Genomic DNA, 20,078 nt, shown 5'->3' on the forward strand with positions numbered 1-20,078 from the left:
ACAGGCCTTTCACATCGAGGTGCCGAGCAGACCACGGGTGATCTGGAAACCGACATTGCCGGAGGCAACAGCTTTGGGAACGAGCCGGCGGCTCGCGACGGCGGCGATGGTGTCGAGCCCGATCCGCGCCTGCTCGGCCGCGTCACCGGTGGCGACCGCGTCCAGGTCGTCGCCGTACGTCGCGACCGTCTCCGGATCGTTGCTGAACTCAACGACCGGCACGAACCGCTGCGCCGACAAGGTGCCGCCGGCAACGTGCGCGAGGATCTGCTGGACGCCTGTCGCACCGAACCCGGTCGCGGTCTCCATCCAGTCCGTCCCCGGCATTCGCATCACGTGCCACCCCGGCGCGGCGAACCGCTGCCCGTGCGCGACGGTCGGCCCGACCGGCTCCGCGGACCCGAACGCCGCAGTACGGAACCCGTCATGTGCCAACAGTGCGCCACGCGATGACAGTACGACGGAGCCACCCGAGCCCACGATCTCGCGGCCGATCAGCGCGAGCGCCTCGGCCGTCGCGTCCGAGAACGGACCTCGTGCTTCGAGCCCGACGGTGAGCGCGCCGAGGTCTCCGCGTTCATCGACCGGCGCGGCCAGCTGGAAGCTGCTGAACCAGTCCTTGACCTTGCCACCGACCGCGTCGAGACCGCCGTCGGCCTGGATGCTCGCCCAGCCGAAGCGGGACGGATCCGCGCCGGCCTCGACGAGACGCGAGCGGAAGTAGTCGTTGTGGGTCTTCTCGCAGCCGTGCTCGAGCAGCAGCGCCATTCGGGTGTTCGGGTGCAACAGGTACCCGAGCATGATCCGCGCGAACGTCTCCTCGGACGCGCCACCACTGCTGCCACAGCCCTCGGTGTGCGGCAGCGCGACCATGCGCGTGACCGCGTCACCGGCCCATTTATCCAACTCCGCCTGGGCCGCGATGCGTAGCGCGATCTGACCGGAGCACAGGCTCGTCGGCAGGATCAGGCCGACCGCCTCGGGCACCAACCGGTCGTCGACCCGCAGAAGCGCCGTGGGTGTCCGGCTGTCCGAGGTGAGGCCGTGGTGCGGCAGGCCGTCGAGCGGAGCGTCCCGGTCCTCGGCCGGGAGGTCGGTGAGCTTGCGGCTCATCCGGCCGTCGGTGGTGATCGAGATTCCCTCGACCGGGCCGACCTGCTTCCAGTTCCGCCAGATCGACACCTGGCTGTGGCCGGCGCGTTCGCCCGCGCTCTTCTCTCCCGACGCGACCCGGATCGTGAGGTCGAACGTCTCCGCGGTCAGGTCCGCCATCGGCGTACCGGTCAGATATTTGCCCGCGTCAACGTCCATCTCGGCGTGCAGGCGCTCGTACCGGGCGGTGGTCGTGACGAATTTGAGCGTGGGCACGAACGGGAAGTTGGTGATCGAGCCGTTGCCGGTGGTGAAGAAGATCAGGTTGCAGCCGCTGCCGATCTGGCCGGCGACCGATTCCAGGTCGTTGCCCGGGCTGTCCATGAAGATGTAGCCGCTGCCCGGCAGCGGTTCGCCGTACTCGATGACGTGGTCGAGCCGGACCTCGCGCGGAAGCTTGCGCGCGGCACCGATCGACTTCAGCACGATGTTGTACAGCCCGCGGTACACGTTGCCGCCGGACGGGTTGCCCTCGGCGGTGTGGCCGTGCCAGCCGACACGTTCCTTGAACGACTTGATCGTGGCGAGGAACTTCTTCGCGGTCGCGAGATCGCGGACATTGTTAAGCACGTACGGCTCGGCGCCGATCAGCTCGTCGGTCTCCGCGAGCACCGCCGTACCGCCGTGCCGGATCAGCTCGGCGCTGACCTGACCTGCCAGTGGGTTCGCCGAGATGCCGGAGAACGCGTCGGACCCGCCGCACTGCAGCGCGATCTTGAGATCCGCCAGCGGGACCTCCTGGCGCTGCTGCGCGTCGACGATCGGCAGCCACGGCTCGATCAGCGCACCCGCGACCGTCAGGTCGTGCTCGAAGCCGGCCTTCCGGGTGAAGTACGCGTGCGGCACCTTGATCGACGGGTAGCCGTTCTCGGCCATGAAGTTCTTGATCGCCTCACCCGAGACGACGTCACCCTCGGTGTCGACGATCAGCACTGCGCCGACGTTCGGATTCAGCGTGAAGCCGGCCAGCGTGGCGAGCAGGAAATGCAGGTTGTTCGGTACTTCGTCCTCGCCGCCCTCGGTGTGTGCCACCGGTACCACGCCATCGCCGGCCGCCGCGCCGTCGAAGCGCCGCGCGAGCTCCGTGACGAACCCGCTACTGCGCGAACTGGTTGCCATCAGCACGACGTGGTTGCGCGTGCCGGCCGGGCCCTGCTCACGCGGGTATCCGAGGAACGTGCCCGGCTGCTCGACGCTCGTCACCTGGGTGCCGAAGTTCAGCGCGGACTCGTCCAGCTCGTACGGGTCGAGCGGCTCGTTGGTCGCACTCGGCACCTCAGGCAGGCCCTCGACGCCGCGGGCGCTCACAGCGGCGAGGCTGGTCGGCGTACACACGTAGTCACCGGGGACGAGGTCGCGAGACGCCCGGGCGAAGGCGGTGTTCCACGAGGTCAGCGCATCGCCGGTGCTCGTCGGGGCGACCACGAAGCGGTGCCCTTCGAGCACGGTGTGCGGCAGCGTGACCGTCGTACCGTCCAACTCGACCTCGGTGCCGGCCTCCAGCCGCCGGGAGGCGATCGCGACGTTGTCCCCGGGCTCGGGCAGAACGCCGATCTCTTCGAACCTCACCATCGTTCGCGCCTTCCCATAGCTTGCTCCGGGCGGAATCGTGCATGATGCATGATTACCAGTGTTACCCTGCCGAAACCTGCCCGGTGGGGTCAAGGGCGCGACCAGATTCCGGAGACAGCTGATGGCGGAGGCGTTGGGGCCGATGGAGCCGGTATCGCCGGTGGACCGGCGAGTGCTGCGGCGGCAGATGCTCGCCGACGACGTGTACGAAGCCATCAAGACGATGCTGATGGACCACGTCATCCGGCCCGGAGCCCGGATCTCGATCGACGGCCTGGCGCGGGAGTTCCAGGTGTCGTCGACGCCCGTCCGGGAGGCGCTGGCGCGGCTGGAGTCGGAGGGGCTGGCGGTCAAGGAGCCGCTCAAGGGCTATCGCGCCACGCCGCTGTTGACGCTGGAGGGGTTCGACGATCTGTACCGCTTCAGGCTGCTGCTCGAGCCGTGGGCGGCGCGGCGGGCCGCCGAGCTGATCTCTTCCTCGGGGCGCGAGCTGTTGCGGGCCGAGTTGGCGAACGCGGTCGAGCCGACGTCGGTCGACTACGCCGGGTACAAGTCGCTCACCGCGCACGACAACCGGTTCCACTCGCTGATCGCGTCGCTGTCGGGGAGCGAGCAGGTCCGCCTGGCCTTCGAACGCACCCACTGCCACCTGCACATCTTCCGGCTCCACTACGACCGCGACATCGGCCCGGAGGTGCTGACCGAACATCGCATGCTGGTCGAGGCGATCACGTCCGGCAACCCGGCGGCCGCGGAAGCCGCGATGACCCAACACATCGAAAACTCAATGACGCTACGCCTCCGCCGCATCTACGAATGACCCGACGCCCGTTCCCACTGGCGGTGCCGCCGGAGCTCGCGGCGTACATCCTGGATTTCCACTGGGACCTCAAGCTGCTGCACGCCCTCGACCTGCCGGTGGTGGAGTTCTCCGTCGCCGCCTTGGCACATCACCTCGAGCTGCCGTTCTGGGCGTACGGCGGACGTCCGTTTCAAGTGACGCCTCGGGAGGTGGCGGCGGATCCGGTGACGTATCGGGACCAGTACGAACGCACCCTGGCGGACGATCTGCGTCATCCGCTGGACGTCGTACGACGCCCCGACGAGCGGATCACGATCCTGGACGGTGTGCACCGTTTGCTGCGAGCCGAGCTCGAGGGGCGAGCTGTTGTTGAGGTGCGCATATTGCCCTGGCCGGACCTTGATCGGATCGCGGTGCGGGGGCGGACCACCCCCGCACGCGACACACCTACTTCGTGATGACCAGCGCGTCGCCGACCGGGCGTTCGCCGGCCGCATCCGACGGCGTGTTCAACACCTTGCCATCGGCAACCATCGTCGTGGACCCACCACCGTCGAGGTTGATCGCTTCGGTCAGGTGGAACGACTTGGCGACCGCGGCGGCTTCGGAGATCGACAGGCCGAGGCTGTTGACGTTGCGACCGTCGGCGGTGATCAGCACCGTGCGGCCGCGGTCGTCCACGCCGGCGATCGTGCGCGGGTTCCGCTTGTGGACCCAGCCGTAGTAGAAGCTCGCCGTGTCCTGCACCATCCCGTCCGCGGCCGCGGTCGCATGGATCTGCCCGTCGCGGACCAGCTCCGGTCCGCCGTTGACGATCGTCGTACGGCGGGACAGCGGGACCGGCCGACCGTGCTGGTCGAGCAAGGTCGAGCGGACCGTCAAAGGCTTGCCAACTCGAGCGGCAGCCAGCAGCGGCGCCAGGAGATTGCCGATCGCCTGTACGGTTCGCCCACCCTCAGGGATCGCCCCGCCGCGCGTCGTCGGACGGACCGCGGTCACGATCCCGCGCCGGTCGAGCACCACCTCGGCGCCGGGTCCGCTGGGCGTGGCGACGCCGTACGACTCGTCGAAGGCGATCAGTTCATCCGCGTCGGTGCAGGTCGTGTCGTGCATCGGCTTCGCGGTCGGCAGGTCATCCGCAGTACCGCCGCAGTTGCGGATCAGCCCGGGCACGCGATTCAGGCCGTCGAGCGGAAGCGGCTTGCCGACGCCGCGGACCTCCCCACGCCAGGTGAAGCGTTCGACGGAGGTGCCGTGCGGGCCGAGCACGAGGGCCGGGCGGCCGTTGGTCGGCTCGCTGACCAGGCGTCCGTCGTATACACCGACGCCGGCCGGATCGCCGGGCGCTCCGGACTTCGGATCGAGGACGAAGAAGCCGGCGTTGATCGCGGCCGTCGCACCGGTCAGGGTCGCGAGCGTGCTGGTCGTCTCGCGCTGCTCGATGTCCGGGCCGTACGTCGCGTCGAACTTGCCGTGGAACGTCTTCGGGTCGATCGTCAGGACCTGGACGTGCCAGGGACCGGTCGAGCCGGCGATGTCGTCGGGCTCGCCGTCCCAGCCGGTGTAGATGCTCGATCCGCTGAGCCCGGCTGCGATCACCTTGGTCCGCAGGGCGTCGGCGTCGGCCTTGTTCGCGAACAGTCCGAGTCGGACGCGGTATCCGAGGCTGCCCCCGCCCGCGTCGGCGAGTCGCGGCGTCGGCACATCCTCGACGCGTGGCTCGAGGCCCGCGGCGCGGAGCTTGTCAGCGGCCTTGTTCGCGGCGGCCTGGTCGGAGATCGCGGCCGCGGGCGCGTCCGGGTCGGGCGAGGAGGAGGGGATCGCGATCTCGACGGTCCAGCCGGCGTTGGTGTCGGTCTTGCCGCGGACGATAGTCGTCAGCGTGACGCCCGGCTGGAGCGTGCGGGTGTCGCGGGTCTCGGTCAGGTTGTCCGGTCCGAGCGGCAGATGCTGCGTCGGCGGGGTGGCAACAGCGGTCGCGCCACCGAGGGTCAGGGAAAGGCAAAGGGCGGACAGGCCCAGACGTCGCAGGGTCATAGGACGTTCCTACGTTCCCCCCTCCCCTGTCGCAACCTGACCCGAGCGTCGCGTTCCTGAACAACAAACATCACCCCAGCGGGCCACCGCAGTACGAGAACCCTGTCGACAGCTAGCCTCAGCTAGATGCGTGTCGATCGGCTGGATCACCTTGTTCTGACAGTTGCGGATGTCGACGTGACCGTCGACTTCTACCAACGGGTGTTGGGGATGGAGCCGGTGAGCTTCAAGGGCGGCCGACGCGCGCTCGCCTTTGGGAGCAGCAAGATCAACCTGCATCAGGCACGGCACGAGTTTGAGCCGAAAGCCGAGCACCCCGGCCCCGGCACCGCCGACCTGTGCTTCATCGTCGACGAGCCGATCGCGCAGATCCAAGCCGAGCTGGCTGCGCAAGGCGTCGAGATCGAGGAAGGCCCGGTCGAGCGTACTGGCGCGACCGGGCCGATCCTCAGCGTGTACTTGCGCGACCCCGATCGAAACCTGATCGAGCTCAGCAACTACCTCTAGGCAGGTGCGTCGCCGTGGTCCGGGATTTCCAGTTGTACGCCGCCCTGGAGCGCGGATTGGTGGGCGACGATGCCGGGGAGGGTGTAGCGGGCGGAGACCCAGGCGTTGATCGGCGGGAGCGTCTTGTCGGCGACCGCGCGGACGAAGTCGTCGGCGAGGAAGTGGTGCGAACCTTCGTGGCCGTTGTGCAGGCCGTCGAACTCCTTCGGCAGGCGGGAGCGGTCGTGCACCGGGGAGAGACCGGAGCGGAACGCGTCGCGCAGCGCGGGGTCTACGTTCGCCAGGTCGGCGTCGTCGCCGGTCGGCTTCGTCTCCATCAGGTGGCTGACGTCCTCGACGCCTTGCTTGTTCTGCCACAGCGTCGTGGTGGCGAGCTGCTCGAAGCTGCCCTCGGTGCCGAACACGCGCAGTCGCGACTCGCGGATGTGCGACGGGTACCCGACGCGGCGCATCTCGTTGGTCCGCATGATGCCGCCGTCGGCGAGCTTGAAGAGCGCGGTCGCGTTCGAGAAGTCGTTGTTGAACTGGCTGACGTCCTTGTCGAAGACACCGTCGCCGCGGTCGTCCTTGACGCCGATCGCCGACACGTGCGTGGCGTGCTGACCGGTCACCGAGAGAACGTTGCCGACGGCATGCGTCGGGTAGAGCAGCGGCGGGAACGACGCGGTCTTCTTCCAGTCGTCGCCGCCGGAGTACTGGTACGCCGCGTAGAACCCGAGGTCCATGTCGTGGACGTAGTCACCCTCGGAGTAGAACACCCGCCCGAAGGCACCCTCGGCGAGCTTCTGCCGGCAGTACACCGAGGACGGGTAGTAGAAGCTGGTCTCGCCCATCACGTACGTCAGGCCGGTCTCCTTGACCAGCTCGATGATGCGCGCGATCTGGTCCGCCTCGATCGCCATCGGGACCGTCGAGTACACGTGCTTGCCGGCCTCGAGCGCCTTGATCGCCATCTCCCCGTGCAGCCAGCGCTGCGTGAAGATCGCGACCGCGTCCAGGTCCGACTCGAGCATCTCCTCGAACGACGCGTGCGTGACTGCGATGCCCTGCTGGGCGGCCATCTCCGCGGTCCGCTCCGGGATCACGTCGGTCAGCCGCACCTCGGACACATCCGGGTGCGCGGACCACAGCCGCAAGAACGAAGGAGCAAACTGTCCGGCGCCAACCACACCGATGCTGATTCCCATGCACGCTAGGCAATCACACATTTATGTTCTACGGAAGAACAAATTCACACGTTGGAACGTGTGCCCCAGCCCACACCCCTCCGGCGGCGCGCTGTGCGCGCGGTGATGGCCCCTGGTCCCCCGCGGGCCGATCCGACTTTGGGCGCCCACCAACCATCTTCGTCGCGGCGGAACGGTTGACGGGTGCTCAAGGTGCTGCTCGGACGCGCGAGGTGTGGGCGGTCAGCGGGTGTGGGGTGGGGTGAGTAGGTGGGGGTTGTCTGTGGTGATGCCGTCGACGCCGAGCGCTACGGCTGTGGCGAGGGTTTCGGGGTCGGGGACCGGCCACGCGGTGGCGGACAGGCCGGCGGCGTGGAGTTCGCTGACGCCGGAGGGGGTGAGGCCGGTGATGCCGCAGAGGGACCAGGTGGCGTGGGCAGCTCGGGTGCGGGTGATTACGTCGGGGATGTCCGGAGTACGGCCGAAGATGTGACCGGTGGTCACGTCCGGGAAGGCCTCCCGGATCGCCAGCAGGATCTCGGGATGGAACGACGTGACCAGCGTCCGGGCGGCGAGTGCTGGGTCCGACTTCAGACATTGGGCGAGCAGCGGTACGGCGGCCTCGGCCTTGATCTCCGCCTGGATCCGGACGTCGACGGCAGCGACCGTCTCGGCCCAGGTCGGGACCAGCTCGCCGAGGCCGGCATCCAGTGACCGGAGCTGCGCAAGCGTCAACGAGGCGACCTCGCCCGACCCGGAGGTGGTCCGCTCGACGGTGGCGTCGTGCATGATCACGAGCTCCCCGTCGGCACTCACCCGCAGGTCGAGCTCGATCTCGTCGCAGCCGTCCGCGACCGCCCGGCGGAACGAACGCAGCGTGTTCTCCGGCTCCGTCCCCAGCGCACCGCGATGCCCGGTGATGATCACGACAGCAGCTCCTCGTCCGACCCGGGGATGATCACAGCACCTTCTCCTCGTAGAGCCGTTTGACCTCGGTGCCGATCGCGTCGAGCCGCTTCGCGACCGAGCCGAACACCTTCTTCGGTTGGGCGTTGTCCGCATAGATCTGCTGCAGGCCGGTGTAGATCTGCACATTCGCGTTCCGCCCGTACAGCCGGATCGCGTCCTGCTGCCGCGCGTTCTCCAGCTGCGCGATCGCCACCCCGTAGTTCGGCTGCTCGGCGATCAGCTTCTTCAGCTCGGCATCGTCACGCGCCTTGTTCACCACCGGCAGGTAGCCGGTCTGCGTCGTCCACCACGCCGAGTTCTCCGGATGCGCCAGGAACTGCAGGAACGTCGCCGCGGCCTGCTTGCGCTCGTCCGAGATGTTCCGCAACATCCCGATCCCGCCGCCGCCGGTCGCGAGCCCGGTCGCGACCTCGGACGGGATGAACCCGGCCCCGACCTTGAACTTCGCCTTGCTGCTGATGGTCTTCATGCCACCGGTCGATTCCTGGATCACCGCGACCAGCCCGTTGGCGAAGTCCGTACTCGGGCTGCTCGCCATGTACGCCGCCCCGAGATCGTGCACCATCGACCGCTGCCACTCACCGGCCGCGACCGCGCCGGCCTCGTCGATCGTCACGTCCAGCCCGCGCGAGTACGCGCCGCCGAACTGCCACACGTTCCCCTGGAACTGCCAGTCCCCGTCGATCTTCGCGAACGCGATCGTCCGCAGCGACCGCCCGCCGGACTGCACCTTCGCCAGCGACGGCACCCACGACCGCAGCTCGCTCCACGTCCGCGGCGCCCGATCCGGCAGCCCGGCCTTCTCGAACGCGTCGCGGTTGTAGTACAGGATCGGCGTACTCCGGGCGAACGGAACCGCCCAGCTCTGCCCCTTCACGACGTACTCCCCGAACAGCTTCTCCTGGTAGATCCCGGGCCCGAAGCCGTCGTTGAAGTAGCCGTTCAGCGGCTCGAGCGCCTCGTTCAGGAAGAACCGTTCCCAGGTGACGTCGGACAGTACGGCGAGATCCGGCGCCTGCTTCGCGACCAGCGCGGCGGCGACCTTCTGCGCAACGTCGTCGTAGCTGCCCTGGAACTGCGTCTCGACGTACACGTCGTCCTGCGAATCGTTGAACTTGGCAACGAGCTTGTCGACTGCCTTGCCGTTGACCCCGCCGTACGGCGACCAGAAGACCACCCGCGTGCGATTCGCGTATTGCTTCGGGACCGCCCCAGCCGGCTGCGAGTAGACCGCATCCACCGACCGGTACCCACAGCCCGCCAGCGTCGCGCCGGCCGCGAGCCCGAGGAACGTCCTGCGCTTGAGCATCGTCATCCCTTCAGAGCTCCCTGCGTGATACCGCCGACGATGTAGCGCTGGGCGATCAGGAAGATCAGCAGCATCGGCGCGAGCACCAGCAGCGTGCCGGCCATGATCGTCCCCCAGGCCGCGAGACCCTCCTCGTCCTTGAGGATCAGCAGGCCGACCGGCAGCGTCCGCATCGAGGCGGTGTTGGTGACGATCAACGGCCAGACGAAGTTGTTCCACTCCTCGACCGCGGTGATCACCACGACCGTGACCAGCATCGGCTGCGACATCGGCAGTACGACGCGCCACAGTGTGCGCAGGTGTCCCGCGCCGTCGACCGCGGCCGCGTCGGTCACCTCGGTCGGCAGCGTGAGGAAGTGCTGGCGCATCAGGAACGTCGCGAAGGCGGATCCGATACCGGGGATGATCAGCCCGGCGTACGTGTTGATCCAGCCGAGTGTTGCCACGGTCAAGTAGTTCGGCAGCAGCGTCACGTGGCCCGGCACCATCATTGCCCCGAGCACCAAGAAGAACAGCACCTTCTTGAACGGGAATCGCAGGTACGCGAAGGCGTACGCCGTCAGTACGGCGTTGATCACCTTCAGCGCCGTACCGCCGACCGTGATGATCGTGGAGTTCAGGAAGAACCGGTCGAACGGCGCGGCCTTCCAGGCCAGGCTGAGGTTCTCCCAGGTCAGATGCGGCCACCACGCCGGCGGCCACTGGTAGATCTCACTCGGCTGCTTGAACGCCGTGGACAGCAACCAGTACAGCGGTCCGAGGAACACGGCCGCCACACCGATCAGTACGACGTACTGGATCGCGCGGATCTTCATCGGTAATGCACCCGCCTCTCCATCACCTTGGCCTGCACCGTGGTGACGACCAGCAGGATGACGAACATGATGATCGACAGCGTCGCCGCGCGGCCCGCGTTGAACGCCTGGAAACCCTCGTTGTAGATCGACCAGCTCAGCGTGGTGGTGGCATCACCAGGGCCACCACCGGTCATCACCGCGATCACGTCGAAGGCCTGGAACGTCCCGATCACCGTGGTGATCAGCAGGAAGAAGGTGATCGGGGCAAGCAACGGCAACTTGATCGCCCGGAACCGGGTCCAGGTCGACGCGCCGTCGATCGCGGCCGCCTCGTCGAGCTCCTTGGGCAGGCCTTGCAGGCCGGCCAGGTAGATCAGCGCGGCGAAGCCGACGTTCTTCCACAGGTAGACGATGACGAGCCCGGGCAGCGCCCAGTCGGAGTTGTTCATCCAGTCCGGCGGCTCCGCGCCGAACGGCTCGATCAGCGCCCGCATCAGGCCGTAGCCGGGGTCGAAGATGAACGCCCAGATCGTGGCGACCGCCGCACCGGACAGGATGTGCGGCGCGAACGCGATCGTCCGGACCGCGCCCCGGCCCTTGAGCGGCAGGTTGAACAGGAACGCCAGCGCCAGCCCGATGATCAGGCTGCCGACCACGATCAGGCCCGTGAACACGACCGTGATCCACAGCGTCTTGTGGAACGCCGGGTCGGTCAGCGTACGGCCGTAGTTGGCGAGGCCGATGAACTTCGGCCGGGCGGCGATCATGTTCCAGTCGGTCAAGCTGAGGAACGCGTTGTAGACGATCGGCCAGTACGCGAAGACCGCGATCACCAGCAGGTTCGGCGCGACGAGCAGGGCGAACAGCCCGTACTCGCGACGGCGCCGGCGTTTCAGCTGATCGTTGCCGGTGGCAAGTGTTCGTTCGTCCGGATGTGTCCGCGCCGGCAGCTCTACTACCGTCACACCGACCTCCTAGGGGTGAGGATGTCGAGAAGTCCGGCCGCGAGGGAGGGCGCGGCCGCCAGGATGCCTTGCGGGAAAGCCGTTCCGGGTCCCCGGACCACGGTGGCGCCGGCCTCGCGCGCGATCAGCGCGCCGGCGGCAACGTCCCAGGGCTGGATGAGGTGCTCGTAGTACGCGTCCGACGTACCGTCCGCGATCGAGCACAGGTCGAGGGCGGCGGATCCGCCACGGCGGATGTCGCGTACGGCGGGGAGGAGTTGGCGGAGGTGCTGAGCCTGCTCGGCGCGGCGGTCGGGGAGGTAGGAGAAGCCTGTGCCCACCAAGGCCGTCTCCAGGCCGACCTCCCGCAGCGGCCCCAACCGCCGACCGCCATACCAAACCGTTTGGTATGGAGCATCGTCGCGGGCATACCAAACGGTTTGGTATGGCGGGGTGTCGCGGCGATGAGCGCCGCCATTGCGGGTGGCGGACCAGGTGCTGCCGGTGCGGGGTTGGTGGACTGCGCCGGCGACGCTGCCCTGTTCATCTTCGACGGCGATCGAGACGCACCAGTCGGGACGGCCGTACAGGTAGTTGACCGTGCCGTCGAGAGGATCGATCACCCAGGTCAGGCCGGTGGTCGACGGGCGGTACGCGCCTTCCTCACCGAGCAGCCCGTCGCCGGGCCGGGCGGAGGTCAGACCGTCGGTGATGAGCTTCTCGGAGGCGCGGTCGGCCGCGCTGACCGGGTCACTGACCGAGGTTTTGGTTTCGACAGCGGCGGCGTCGATCGAGAGACTCTGCTGACGGACCAGCAGTTCCTCGCCTGCTGCCACGGCCAACCGAACGGCCAGTTCACACAGGTCAACAGGTGTCGAGGAGGCGGGCATGCCGGTGAAATTATCACCGCTTGGTGGTTACGTATAGAGAATCACTGTGATTTTCTCGCGAAAATCACATCCAGGAGCAGGATCACCGCGATCCCGCCGACGAGTAGGCCGAGGCGGTGCAGGCCGGCGTCGGTGGCCGGGCCGGCGAAGACGAGGGCGATCGCGGCGGCCGCGAGGTTCGCGCCGACGTACTGCGAGGTGCGGAAAAGGCCGGCCGCGGCACCGGCGACCTCGGGCGGGGCGGCGCGGTAGACGGCCAACTGGTTGCCGAGCCCGTTGAACCCGTTCGGTACGCCGAGGACCGCGCTGATCACGACGAGCACGGCGATCGGCGTACCCGTGTGAACTCCGAAGGCGAGCGCGGCGCCCCCGACCAGGAGGCCGGCCGAACCGATCAGGAGCAGCAGCCGGTCGCCGTGGCGGCGAGCGAGTCTGGTCGCGATCGCGACGGTGATCGCGCCGAGGGTCGCGATCGGCAGGACGACCAGTCCGACCTGCGTCGGGTCGAGCCCACGGCCTTGCTCGAGCCAACCGGGCAGACCGTAGAAGATCGCGTAGAAGGCGACATACGTGAGCATCGTGCGGAGGTAGCCGAGGGACAGCGGCGCGCTGCGGGCAAGCAGGCGTACGTCGACGAACGGGGTCGTGGAGCGACGTTCCCAGAGGATGAAGAGCGCAACGAGCGGGACCGCTGCGCCGAGCAACCACCAGTTCGGGTTGGTCGTCAGCGAGAGCAGGACCAGCATCAGCGCGGTCATCGCGAGCGTGAACAGGACCAGCCCGGCGAGGTCGATCTCCCGCCAGAGCTTCCGGTCGTCGTCCGCCGGCCGGGGCGGATCCTTGGGCACAAGCCGGAGTACGGCGATGCCCGCGACGGCGGCGACCGGGAGGTTGACGAGGAAGATCGCCTGCCAATCGAACGTGCCGACGAGGAGACCGCCGACGCTCGGGCCCAACGCCGCGGACGTTTGCGCGAAGACGGACAACAGGCCGAGCGCACCGACGGCTGAAGCCTTCCGGCGGTCGGCGATCCGGCGGATCATCGCGACGCCCGAGGGGAACTGCGCGCCGGTCCCGATTCCGAGCAGGACCCGCGCGACGATCAACCACCCGAGGCTCGGGGAGAGCGGAGCCAACGCCGACACGACCGCCACGAGCGCAAGTCCGGCGAGGAACACTCGACGGGCACCGACGAGATCAGCCAGCCGCCCGGCCGTCGGCGCCGAGACCGCGGTCGCGAGGTACAGCCCCGAGACCAGCCACTGCGTCTCGGTGCCCGCGTGGAAGTCCGCGCCGATCGCAACCAGCGCGACCGCGATCATCGAGGAGTTCAGCGGCTGCAACAACGTGCCGAGACCGACCGAGGCGGCATACCGCGCCGGCAGCTCCCCTGTCCGAACCGCCTCCCGTTCCTCCACGGCCTTGGTCACTCCACGACCTCCGAGAGCTGGTCCATGAGGCGGGCGGCCAGGTGGAGAAGTTCTTGTTCAGTGGGGGTGAGGGTTGCGTCCATGGCCTTCGCCAGGAAGGTGTCCCGGCGACGGCGGTCCTCGCGAACGAGCGTGGCTCCGGTGGGCGTGATCTCCAGAAGGACCTGACGCCGGTCGGCCGGATTATCAGCACGGCTGATGAACCCGCTCGCCACCAGGTCGGTCGTGGCACGCATCATCGTCTGCGGGGTGACCCGCTCGGCGGCGGCCAGGTCGGCGTTCGTCATCGCGCCTTCGCGTTCCAGCCAACCCAGCACGTTGAATTGCGAATAGCTGAGCTCACCCTCGGGACGCTCCTGCCGCAGCCGGCGCACCAGCCGGAACAGGCTGGTCCGGATCTCGTGGGCAGCGACATCCGTTGAACTCATACCATCAGCATAGCTGATGGTCTCAATCGTCGTCGTCCTCCCGCAGTCGCACCCCGGTGACCCCGTCGAGGTCGTCCAGTGCGAGCACCAGGTGCTGCAACGGCGCCCGCCCGTTGAACCGCATCGACGCCAGTACCTGCGGCCGCGACCCGTCCCGACGGTGCACCTCGGTCCCGAGCACAGACGCCTCGAACCCCATCGAGGTGGCAGTCGAGAGGATCGACCGCAGTACGCCGGAACCGTCGTCGTACCGCACCGTGACGATGCGGCGACGGTCCGGCGAGGGCAGGACCCGGGCCAACCGGGCGAACGGTCCGACCGCAACCAGATGCAGCACGGTCGCGGCGACCGCGAGCACCGGCATCCCGGCGCCGCAGGCCATCCCGATCGCCGCCGTCATCCAGATCGTGGCCGCGGTCGTGAGCCCGCGAACCACGTCGCGGCGCATGAAGATCACCCCGGCGCCGAGGAAGCCGACGCCGGACACGACCTGGGCCGCGATCCGGGACGGGTCCAGGTTGACCTCGGTCCCGAGAACCGCGCTGAAGCCGAAGCCGGAGACCAGGGTGAACAGCGCCGCGCCGGTGCCGACCAGCGTGTGCGTCCGCATGCCCGCGCTCTTCTGCCGGATCTGCCGTTCGATGCCGATGATCATCGACAGCACGAACGCGATCAGCAGCAGAAGGAGTTCGATCCCGGTACTCGATGTTGCCAGTTTCATGGTCTGTACCCTGTGCCCCGACTACGCGGACACCAGTCCTACCGGATCCTTTCCGGACAGGAAGGCTGCCACCGCCTCCGCGGCGATCGAGCCCGCCCGGTGGGCGGTCTGCCGGGTCGCGCCGGCCAGGTGGGGGGTCATCACGATGTTCGGCGCCGTCAGCAGCCGCGACCCGGCGGGCACGGGCTCGGCCGGAAACACGTCGAACGCCGCCGCCCCGAGCTGGCCCGACTCCAGCGCGTCCACCGTTGCGTCGTAGTCGAGCAGACCACCGCGCGCAGTGTTGACCAGTACGGCGCCGCGCGGCATCGAGGCGAGCTGCTCCGCACCGATCATCCCGCGGGTCTGATCGGTCAACCGGGCATGCAGACTCACCACGTCGGACCGCCGCAGCAGCGCGTCGAGCTCCACCAGCTCGATGCCCTCCGGCGCCTGCTCGACGTACGGATCGGCGACCAGGACATGGGCGCCGAAGGCAAGCATCACCCGGGCGACCCGTTGCCCGATCGCGCCGTACCCGACCAGCCCGACGGTGGATCCGTCGAGCTCGACGCCGCACTCGTCGTACGCGTAGAGGTCGGAGCGCCACTCGCCCAGCTCCAGCGTCCGCTGCAGTCGCGGAAGGTTGCGCAGGGCACTCATCATCAACGCGACCGCGTGCTCCGCGGCCGCCACCGCATTGCGCCCAGGCGTCGACGCCACCGCGATCCCTCGCTTCGCCGCCGCGGCAACGTTCACATTTACCGGGCCACCGCGGCAGACGACCAGGTATCGCAGGTCGGATGCAGCTTCCAGCACTCGCTCCGTGAACGGCCCCATCTGCGTGACCGCGAGCTCGACGCCGGCCAGCGCCTCGATCAGCTGGTCCTCGACATCACTGGCTTCGTCCACCTCGGCGACCCGCCCGTACGGCGTCAACGGCCAGGGCAACGTGACCTCACGAAACTCGAACGCGACGTCCGGGATCGTGCTGAGCGCAGCGGCGAGCAGGTCGTTGCGCACGAAGTGGTCGCCGGCGAGCAGCGTCCTGACGGTTCTCATCGATCTCCTGTGAACGTGGGTGCTGGGTCGGACCAGCGCGGGCGGGCCGCCTCGATCCGACGCAGATAGTGGGCGTATCCCTCGGCGTAGAACTCGGCGCGGGCCGGATCCGGGTCGACCTGGCGCGTCTCGGCGATCCACTCCGCGCCGGCACTGCCGGGGTCGACGGCGCGTCGCGCGCAGATCACCGCACCGCGCGCGGCGACCTGTTCGGCCTCGGCGGTGTGCAGCGGCGCATTCAGTACATCAGCGAGGATCTGGGTCCACTCGCTGCTCCGGGCGCCACCGCCGCAGACCGTCACGCGACCGGTCCACCCGGCCGCGTCGAGACAGTGGCGAGCGGCGTACGCGATTCCTTCGCAGGTGGCGCGGACCAGGTCGGCCGTCGTCGTGGCAAGCGAGATGCCGTCGATCGTGCCGCGGGCGCGGGTGTCGACGAACGGCGCACGTTCACCAGCCTCGGACAGGTACGGCAGGACGGTGACGCCGGACGCGCCGGGTGGGCTTTCGGCGAGCAGACCGGGCAGTTGAGCAGTACCGACGCCGACCAGAGCGAGCACACGGTCGAGGGCCGCCGTACCGACCATGGCCGGCATCGCACGCAGCCAGACGCCGGGGGTCCAGGTGCCGAGGAACAGGCCGGCGGGCTCGCCGTCGACGGGCAGTTCACGGGTGACGACCTGGCACGCCAGCGTCGTACCGACAGTGAGGAGCGCGTCTCCCGGATCAGTCACTCCCGCACCGGCCGCAGCCGCGGGAAGGTCGTACGGACCAGCCGACACCCTGGTCCCGGCAGCCATGCCGGTCGAGTCGTCACGCAACTCGCCAACGGGCCCGCCCACTACAACCGCTGCCAACAGGTGACGCACCTCGGACAGCCCGGTCGCCGCCAGCGCCTCCGCGTCGTACTCCCCGGTCCTGGGATCAAGAAACGGCGCCGACGCGTCCGACACATCGGTCGCCCGTACTCCGGTCAACGCCTGCATCACGACGTCCTTGCAGTACGCCGCCGTACCGGCCCGATCGATCACCTCAGGCTCTTCCGCCCGTACTGCGGCCAGCAGCGGCCCGGACGCGCCGGGAAACATCCGGTTGCCCGAACGCCGGAACACCTGCTCCGCGACACCGTCCGTCGTCCATCGCTCGAGGATCGGACTCGACCGCGCGTCCAGCCACGAGATCGCCGGGCGGACCGGCGTACCCTCGTCGTCCACCAGCCAGAGGCCGTCACCTTGCGCGGTGATGGCCAGCACACCCGGCCGGTTCCCGACCGCGCCGGCCAACTCCTGCACTACCTCGTTGACCGAGGCAACGATCTCTTCGGTCTCGTGCTCAAAGCGCCCGGTACTGCGATGAACCAGGCGCGTCGGCCGGGAAGCCTCGGCCAGTGGCCGGCCGTCGGCGTCGAAGGCGACCGCCTTGGTCACGGTGGTGCCGACGTCTACTCCGACGTCCATGAGCCCCCTCCTCAACGTTCATAGTTTGGCTACCTCCACGGTGGCGCCGTGGTCGCGCAACGGTTCGATCAGGTCCTGCGGGGTCTTCTCGTCGACGATGACGACGTCGAAATCGGTGAGCGGCGCGAGCCGGTGCAGAGCGGTGCGCTGCAGCTTGGCGTGGTCGACCAGCAGCACCTTGGTCCTTGCCGAGCGCAACATCGCCCGCTTCACCAGGACGATCTCCTCCTCCTGATGGAACGCGTGCGTCGACGACACCGCGGACACCGAGCAGAACAGCAGGTCGGTGTGCAGCGCCTCGACGGCCTCGGCGCACGGCATCCCGCCGAACGAGTCGTGGGTCGCGGAATAGATCCCGCCGAGTGCGAGCAGGGTGATGTCGCGGAGCTGGGACAGCCGGGTAATCGCGGGCAGGAAGTTCGTTGCCACGGTCAACGGTGTGATGTCCTCGATCAGGTCGATCAGGGCCAGCGCGCTGGTCGAGTCGTCGAGCATCACCGACATCCCCGGCTCGATCATCGTCCGCGCGTGCCGGGCGATCGCGGCCTTCTCCGCGTGCGCGGTGTTCAGCCGGTACGCGACGTTGCTCTCGAACACGCTGGTCGGCTGCGCGCTGACGCCGCCGCGGTACTTGCGGACCACGCCCTGCCGCTCGAGCTCGTCCAGGTCGCGGTGCACCGTCATCACGCTCACCCCGAACGCCTCGACCAGGTCGTTGGCCGAGACCGAGCCGTGCTTCACGACGTACGCCGCGATCTCGGCCTGCCGGCGCGCGGGCCGGCTCAGTTCGGTGGTGTCACCATCGACTTCCGATGTCATTGCTGGATCTCCATTCGCACAGGATCGGGCACAGGCGGAACGTTGTACGCCTCGAGACCCACTGTGCCGTCCTGCCACCGGAAACGCACCAGTGCCGCGGGACCGAGCGCAGGTAGCAGTCTGCGGTAGTCGTTCAGTCGCAGTCCGAGCATCCTGCACACGAGCAGCCGGATGAGCGTGTTGTGCGCGACGACGAGGACCCGCTGACCCTCGTGCCGCTCGGCGATCTCCCCGAAGACCTCGTGCACCCGGTCGGCCGCATCGGCGGGATGCTCACCGCCCGGGAAGTGATCGAGCACCGGATCCAGCACGAACGCCTTCGCCACCGCCGGGGGTAGTTCGCTGATCATCTTGCCCTCGGCCGAACCGAAGTCGACCTCCCGCAGCCGCGCATCCAGAGTCGGCTCCAGATCCAGGGCCTCGGCGATCGGCCCGATCGTCTGCCGGGCTCGCAGCATCGGCGAACACCACAGCGCGTCCGGCGCGTAGTCCAGCGCCCAGTCCTTCAACTGTTCAGCCTGCCGTACGCCGACCTCGTCGATCGGGAGGTCCGTCGAACCGGTGTAGCGGTTGCCGTGATGCCATTCGGTCCGGCCATGGCGGGCCAGGACGATCGTCGTTCTCATCCGCGATACCCCCGACGGTCGAGTTCCGCGACAAATGCGCCGTACAGGTCGTCAAGTCGTTGGCTGCCCGGTTCGAGCACGCGATCCACCCGGACCATGCGGCGCGCCGTGCCGGTGAGGTCGGTCCCGCCGGACGCAGCCAGGACAGCCATGCCGTACGCCGGATCCGGTACGGCCGGAAGCTCCACCGGTACGCCGAGAACGTCGGCGCGGAGCTGGTTCCAGTACCCGCTCCGCGTCGCTCCCCCGGTCAGTGAGACCGAGCGGACCGGGTCGGCGCCAAGCGTCTCGAGGTGCTCGAAGGCCAGCCGCTCGATGAACGCGACGCCTTGCAGTACGGCGGCGTACGTGTGCAGGTCGTCGGCGGTGCTACCGAGGGTGAAGCGCTCGGCCTGCGGCGCGACGAAGGGGAACCGTTCGCCGGTCTTGGTGAGTGGATACGTGACGGCATCGACCGGGCCCCGGGCGCGGGCCGCGCGGTCGAGGGCGTCGAGGTCGGCCCCGGGAAGCAGCTCGGTGAGTACGCCGGCGCCGGTGCTGGAGGCGCCGCCGGGGAGCCACCCGCCGTCGGGATGACGATGGCTGTAGACGGCGCCGGTGGGGTCCGTCAGGAGATCGGTGCTGACGCCTTTGAGGACGAGCGTCGTACCGAGGACGGAGTTCCAGGCGCCGGGGCTGAGCGCACCGGCGGCGATCTGGGCGGCGCAACCGTCGGTCATGCCCGCATGGACGGGAACGCCGGCGGGTGTGCGGCCGAGCTCGACGCCGGGACGGACAACCTCGGGAAACGCGGACAGCGGGAGGCCGAGCTTTTCGAAAGCCGCGATCGGCCAGGCCTCGGCAACCAGGTCATATCCGGTCTTGAGCGCATGGCTGGTGTCAGTGGCGACGGGATGGCCGACGAGATGAGCGGCGACGAAATCGGCGCTGTGGACGACGCGGCGATCGGCGAGGTCGTGACCGTCCGCGACGAGATCGAGGATCTTCGGCAGGGCCCAGGTGGGTTGCATGCTTGTGGCCCAGCGGTCCGGGTCGGCGTCCACGATGCGGTCGCGACGGGACGCCGCGCGCGCGTCGTCGTACATCAGGGCCGGGGTGACCGGTCGACCGGAGCGATCCGTCAGCAGGAAGGTGCCGGACGTCGAGCAGATCGCGATGCCGTCGAGCTCGGTCGTTCCGACCTCGGCCAGGACCGCGTCGACCGCGTCGAGCCAACCCTGGGGATCCTGCTCGTGGCGGACACCGTCACGGTGGCTGGTGAGCGGACGGGTTGCACGGGCCAGCACGTGGCCCTTGGCATCGGCCATCACGGCGCGCACACTTTGCGTGCCGAGGTCGAGACCGATCCAGCCCACGAAGCCTCCCGGTGAGTGTTATCTAGATTGATAACATAACACCAGAAGGCGATAAG

General features: G+C 68.5%; 19 protein-coding genes. 3 read left to right on the plus strand and 16 right to left on the minus strand.

Features of this window, described 5'->3' with window-relative positions; translation table 11 throughout:
- Nucleotides 1-9: 9 nt before the first annotated feature.
- Complete coding sequence (locus AB0J62_RS25445; RefSeq protein ID WP_363875941.1) at nucleotides 10-2,724, minus strand: UxaA family hydrolase; 2,715 nt, start codon at nucleotides 2,722-2,724, stop codon at nucleotides 10-12.
- A 121-nt stretch (nucleotides 2,725-2,845) separates the two neighbouring features.
- Between AB0J62_RS25445 and AB0J62_RS25450 the strand changes: the two genes are divergently transcribed.
- Together AB0J62_RS25450 and AB0J62_RS25455 are read left to right on the plus strand one after the other, a co-directional pair.
- Complete coding sequence (locus AB0J62_RS25450; protein ID WP_363875944.1) at nucleotides 2,846-3,544, plus strand: GntR family transcriptional regulator; 699 nt, start codon at nucleotides 2,846-2,848, stop codon at nucleotides 3,542-3,544.
- Complete coding sequence (locus AB0J62_RS25455) at nucleotides 3,541-3,984, plus strand: hypothetical protein (protein ID WP_363875947.1); 444 nt, start codon at nucleotides 3,541-3,543, stop codon at nucleotides 3,982-3,984. Before AB0J62_RS25450 ends, AB0J62_RS25455 begins: the two co-directional genes overlap by 4 nt.
- Here AB0J62_RS25455 and AB0J62_RS25460 read toward each other — a convergent pair.
- Nucleotides 3,974-5,563 (minus strand): phosphodiester glycosidase family protein, encoded by a 1,590-nt coding sequence (locus AB0J62_RS25460; protein ID WP_363875950.1) that lies wholly within the window; start codon nucleotides 5,561-5,563, stop codon nucleotides 3,974-3,976. The two genes, AB0J62_RS25455 and AB0J62_RS25460, sit on opposite strands and share 11 nt — an antisense overlap.
- 126 nt (nucleotides 5,564-5,689) lie before the next feature.
- Between AB0J62_RS25460 and AB0J62_RS25465 the strand changes: the two genes are divergently transcribed.
- Nucleotides 5,690-6,070 (plus strand): VOC family protein, encoded by a 381-nt coding sequence (locus AB0J62_RS25465; RefSeq protein WP_363875953.1) that lies wholly within the window; start codon nucleotides 5,690-5,692, stop codon nucleotides 6,068-6,070.
- Here the strand turns inward: AB0J62_RS25465 and AB0J62_RS25470 are convergent.
- From AB0J62_RS25470 to AB0J62_RS25535, 14 genes are all read right to left on the minus strand, one after another.
- A complete protein-coding gene (locus tag AB0J62_RS25470; RefSeq protein ID WP_363875956.1) occupies nucleotides 6,067-7,257 on the minus strand; it encodes a Gfo/Idh/MocA family oxidoreductase in 1,191 nt (396 codons plus the stop codon). The genes AB0J62_RS25465 and AB0J62_RS25470 overlap by 4 nt on opposite strands.
- A 222-nt stretch (nucleotides 7,258-7,479) precedes the next feature.
- Nucleotides 7,480-8,163 (minus strand): glycerophosphodiester phosphodiesterase family protein, encoded by a 684-nt coding sequence (locus AB0J62_RS25475; RefSeq protein WP_363875959.1) that lies wholly within the window; start codon nucleotides 8,161-8,163, stop codon nucleotides 7,480-7,482.
- 31 nt (nucleotides 8,164-8,194) lie between these two features.
- Entirely contained in the window at nucleotides 8,195-9,520 is a 1,326-nt protein-coding gene (locus AB0J62_RS25480) for an ABC transporter substrate-binding protein (protein ID WP_363875962.1), read from the minus strand.
- Entirely contained in the window at nucleotides 9,517-10,329 is an 813-nt protein-coding gene (locus AB0J62_RS25485; protein ID WP_363875965.1) for a carbohydrate ABC transporter permease, read from the minus strand. Before AB0J62_RS25485 ends, AB0J62_RS25480 begins: the two co-directional genes overlap by 4 nt.
- Nucleotides 10,326-11,276, minus strand: a complete 951-nt coding sequence (locus AB0J62_RS25490; protein WP_363875968.1) for a sugar ABC transporter permease — start codon at nucleotides 11,274-11,276, stop codon at nucleotides 10,326-10,328. The genes AB0J62_RS25485 and AB0J62_RS25490 overlap by 4 nt, the downstream gene beginning before the upstream one ends.
- Nucleotides 11,273-12,145, minus strand: a complete 873-nt coding sequence (locus AB0J62_RS25495) for an inositol monophosphatase family protein (protein ID WP_363875971.1) — start codon at nucleotides 12,143-12,145, stop codon at nucleotides 11,273-11,275. Before AB0J62_RS25495 ends, AB0J62_RS25490 begins: the two co-directional genes overlap by 4 nt.
- 41 nt (nucleotides 12,146-12,186) lie before the next feature.
- A complete protein-coding gene (locus AB0J62_RS25500; RefSeq protein WP_363875974.1) occupies nucleotides 12,187-13,575 on the minus strand; it encodes an MFS transporter in 1,389 nt (462 codons plus the stop codon).
- On the minus strand, nucleotides 13,572-14,003 hold the full coding sequence (locus AB0J62_RS25505; RefSeq protein ID WP_363875977.1) for a MarR family transcriptional regulator: 432 nt from the start codon (nucleotides 14,001-14,003) through the stop codon (nucleotides 13,572-13,574). Before AB0J62_RS25505 ends, AB0J62_RS25500 begins: the two co-directional genes overlap by 4 nt.
- Nucleotides 14,004-14,025: 22 nt before the next feature.
- Nucleotides 14,026-14,724: an MgtC/SapB family protein gene (locus AB0J62_RS25510; RefSeq protein WP_363875980.1), complete on the minus strand. Its 699-nt coding sequence runs from the start codon at nucleotides 14,722-14,724 to the stop codon at nucleotides 14,026-14,028.
- A 21-nt stretch (nucleotides 14,725-14,745) separates the two neighbouring features.
- Nucleotides 14,746-15,765 carry a 2-hydroxyacid dehydrogenase gene (locus tag AB0J62_RS25515; protein WP_363875983.1) on the minus strand — a complete coding sequence of 340 codons (1,020 nt, stop codon included), beginning with the start codon at nucleotides 15,763-15,765 and terminating at the stop codon, nucleotides 14,746-14,748.
- Nucleotides 15,762-17,222, minus strand: coding sequence for an FGGY-family carbohydrate kinase (locus tag AB0J62_RS25520; protein WP_363875986.1), 1,461 nt, complete (start codon nucleotides 17,220-17,222; stop codon nucleotides 15,762-15,764). Before AB0J62_RS25520 ends, AB0J62_RS25515 begins: the two co-directional genes overlap by 4 nt.
- An 18-nt stretch (nucleotides 17,223-17,240) precedes the next feature.
- Nucleotides 17,241-18,041: a DeoR/GlpR family DNA-binding transcription regulator gene (locus AB0J62_RS25525; protein WP_363875989.1), complete on the minus strand. Its 801-nt coding sequence runs from the start codon at nucleotides 18,039-18,041 to the stop codon at nucleotides 17,241-17,243.
- Nucleotides 18,038-18,667, minus strand: a complete 630-nt coding sequence (locus tag AB0J62_RS25530) for a histidine phosphatase family protein (RefSeq protein ID WP_363875992.1) — start codon at nucleotides 18,665-18,667, stop codon at nucleotides 18,038-18,040. The genes AB0J62_RS25525 and AB0J62_RS25530 overlap by 4 nt, the downstream gene beginning before the upstream one ends.
- A complete protein-coding gene (locus AB0J62_RS25535) occupies nucleotides 18,664-20,022 on the minus strand; it encodes an FGGY-family carbohydrate kinase (RefSeq protein ID WP_363875995.1) in 1,359 nt (452 codons plus the stop codon). The genes AB0J62_RS25530 and AB0J62_RS25535 overlap by 4 nt, the downstream gene beginning before the upstream one ends.
- Nucleotides 20,023-20,078: the final 56 nt, after the last annotated feature.

The organism is Kribbella sp. NPDC049584 (assembly GCF_040675555.1).
In the GTDB taxonomy this organism is placed as follows: domain Bacteria; phylum Actinomycetota; class Actinomycetes; order Propionibacteriales; family Kribbellaceae; genus Kribbella.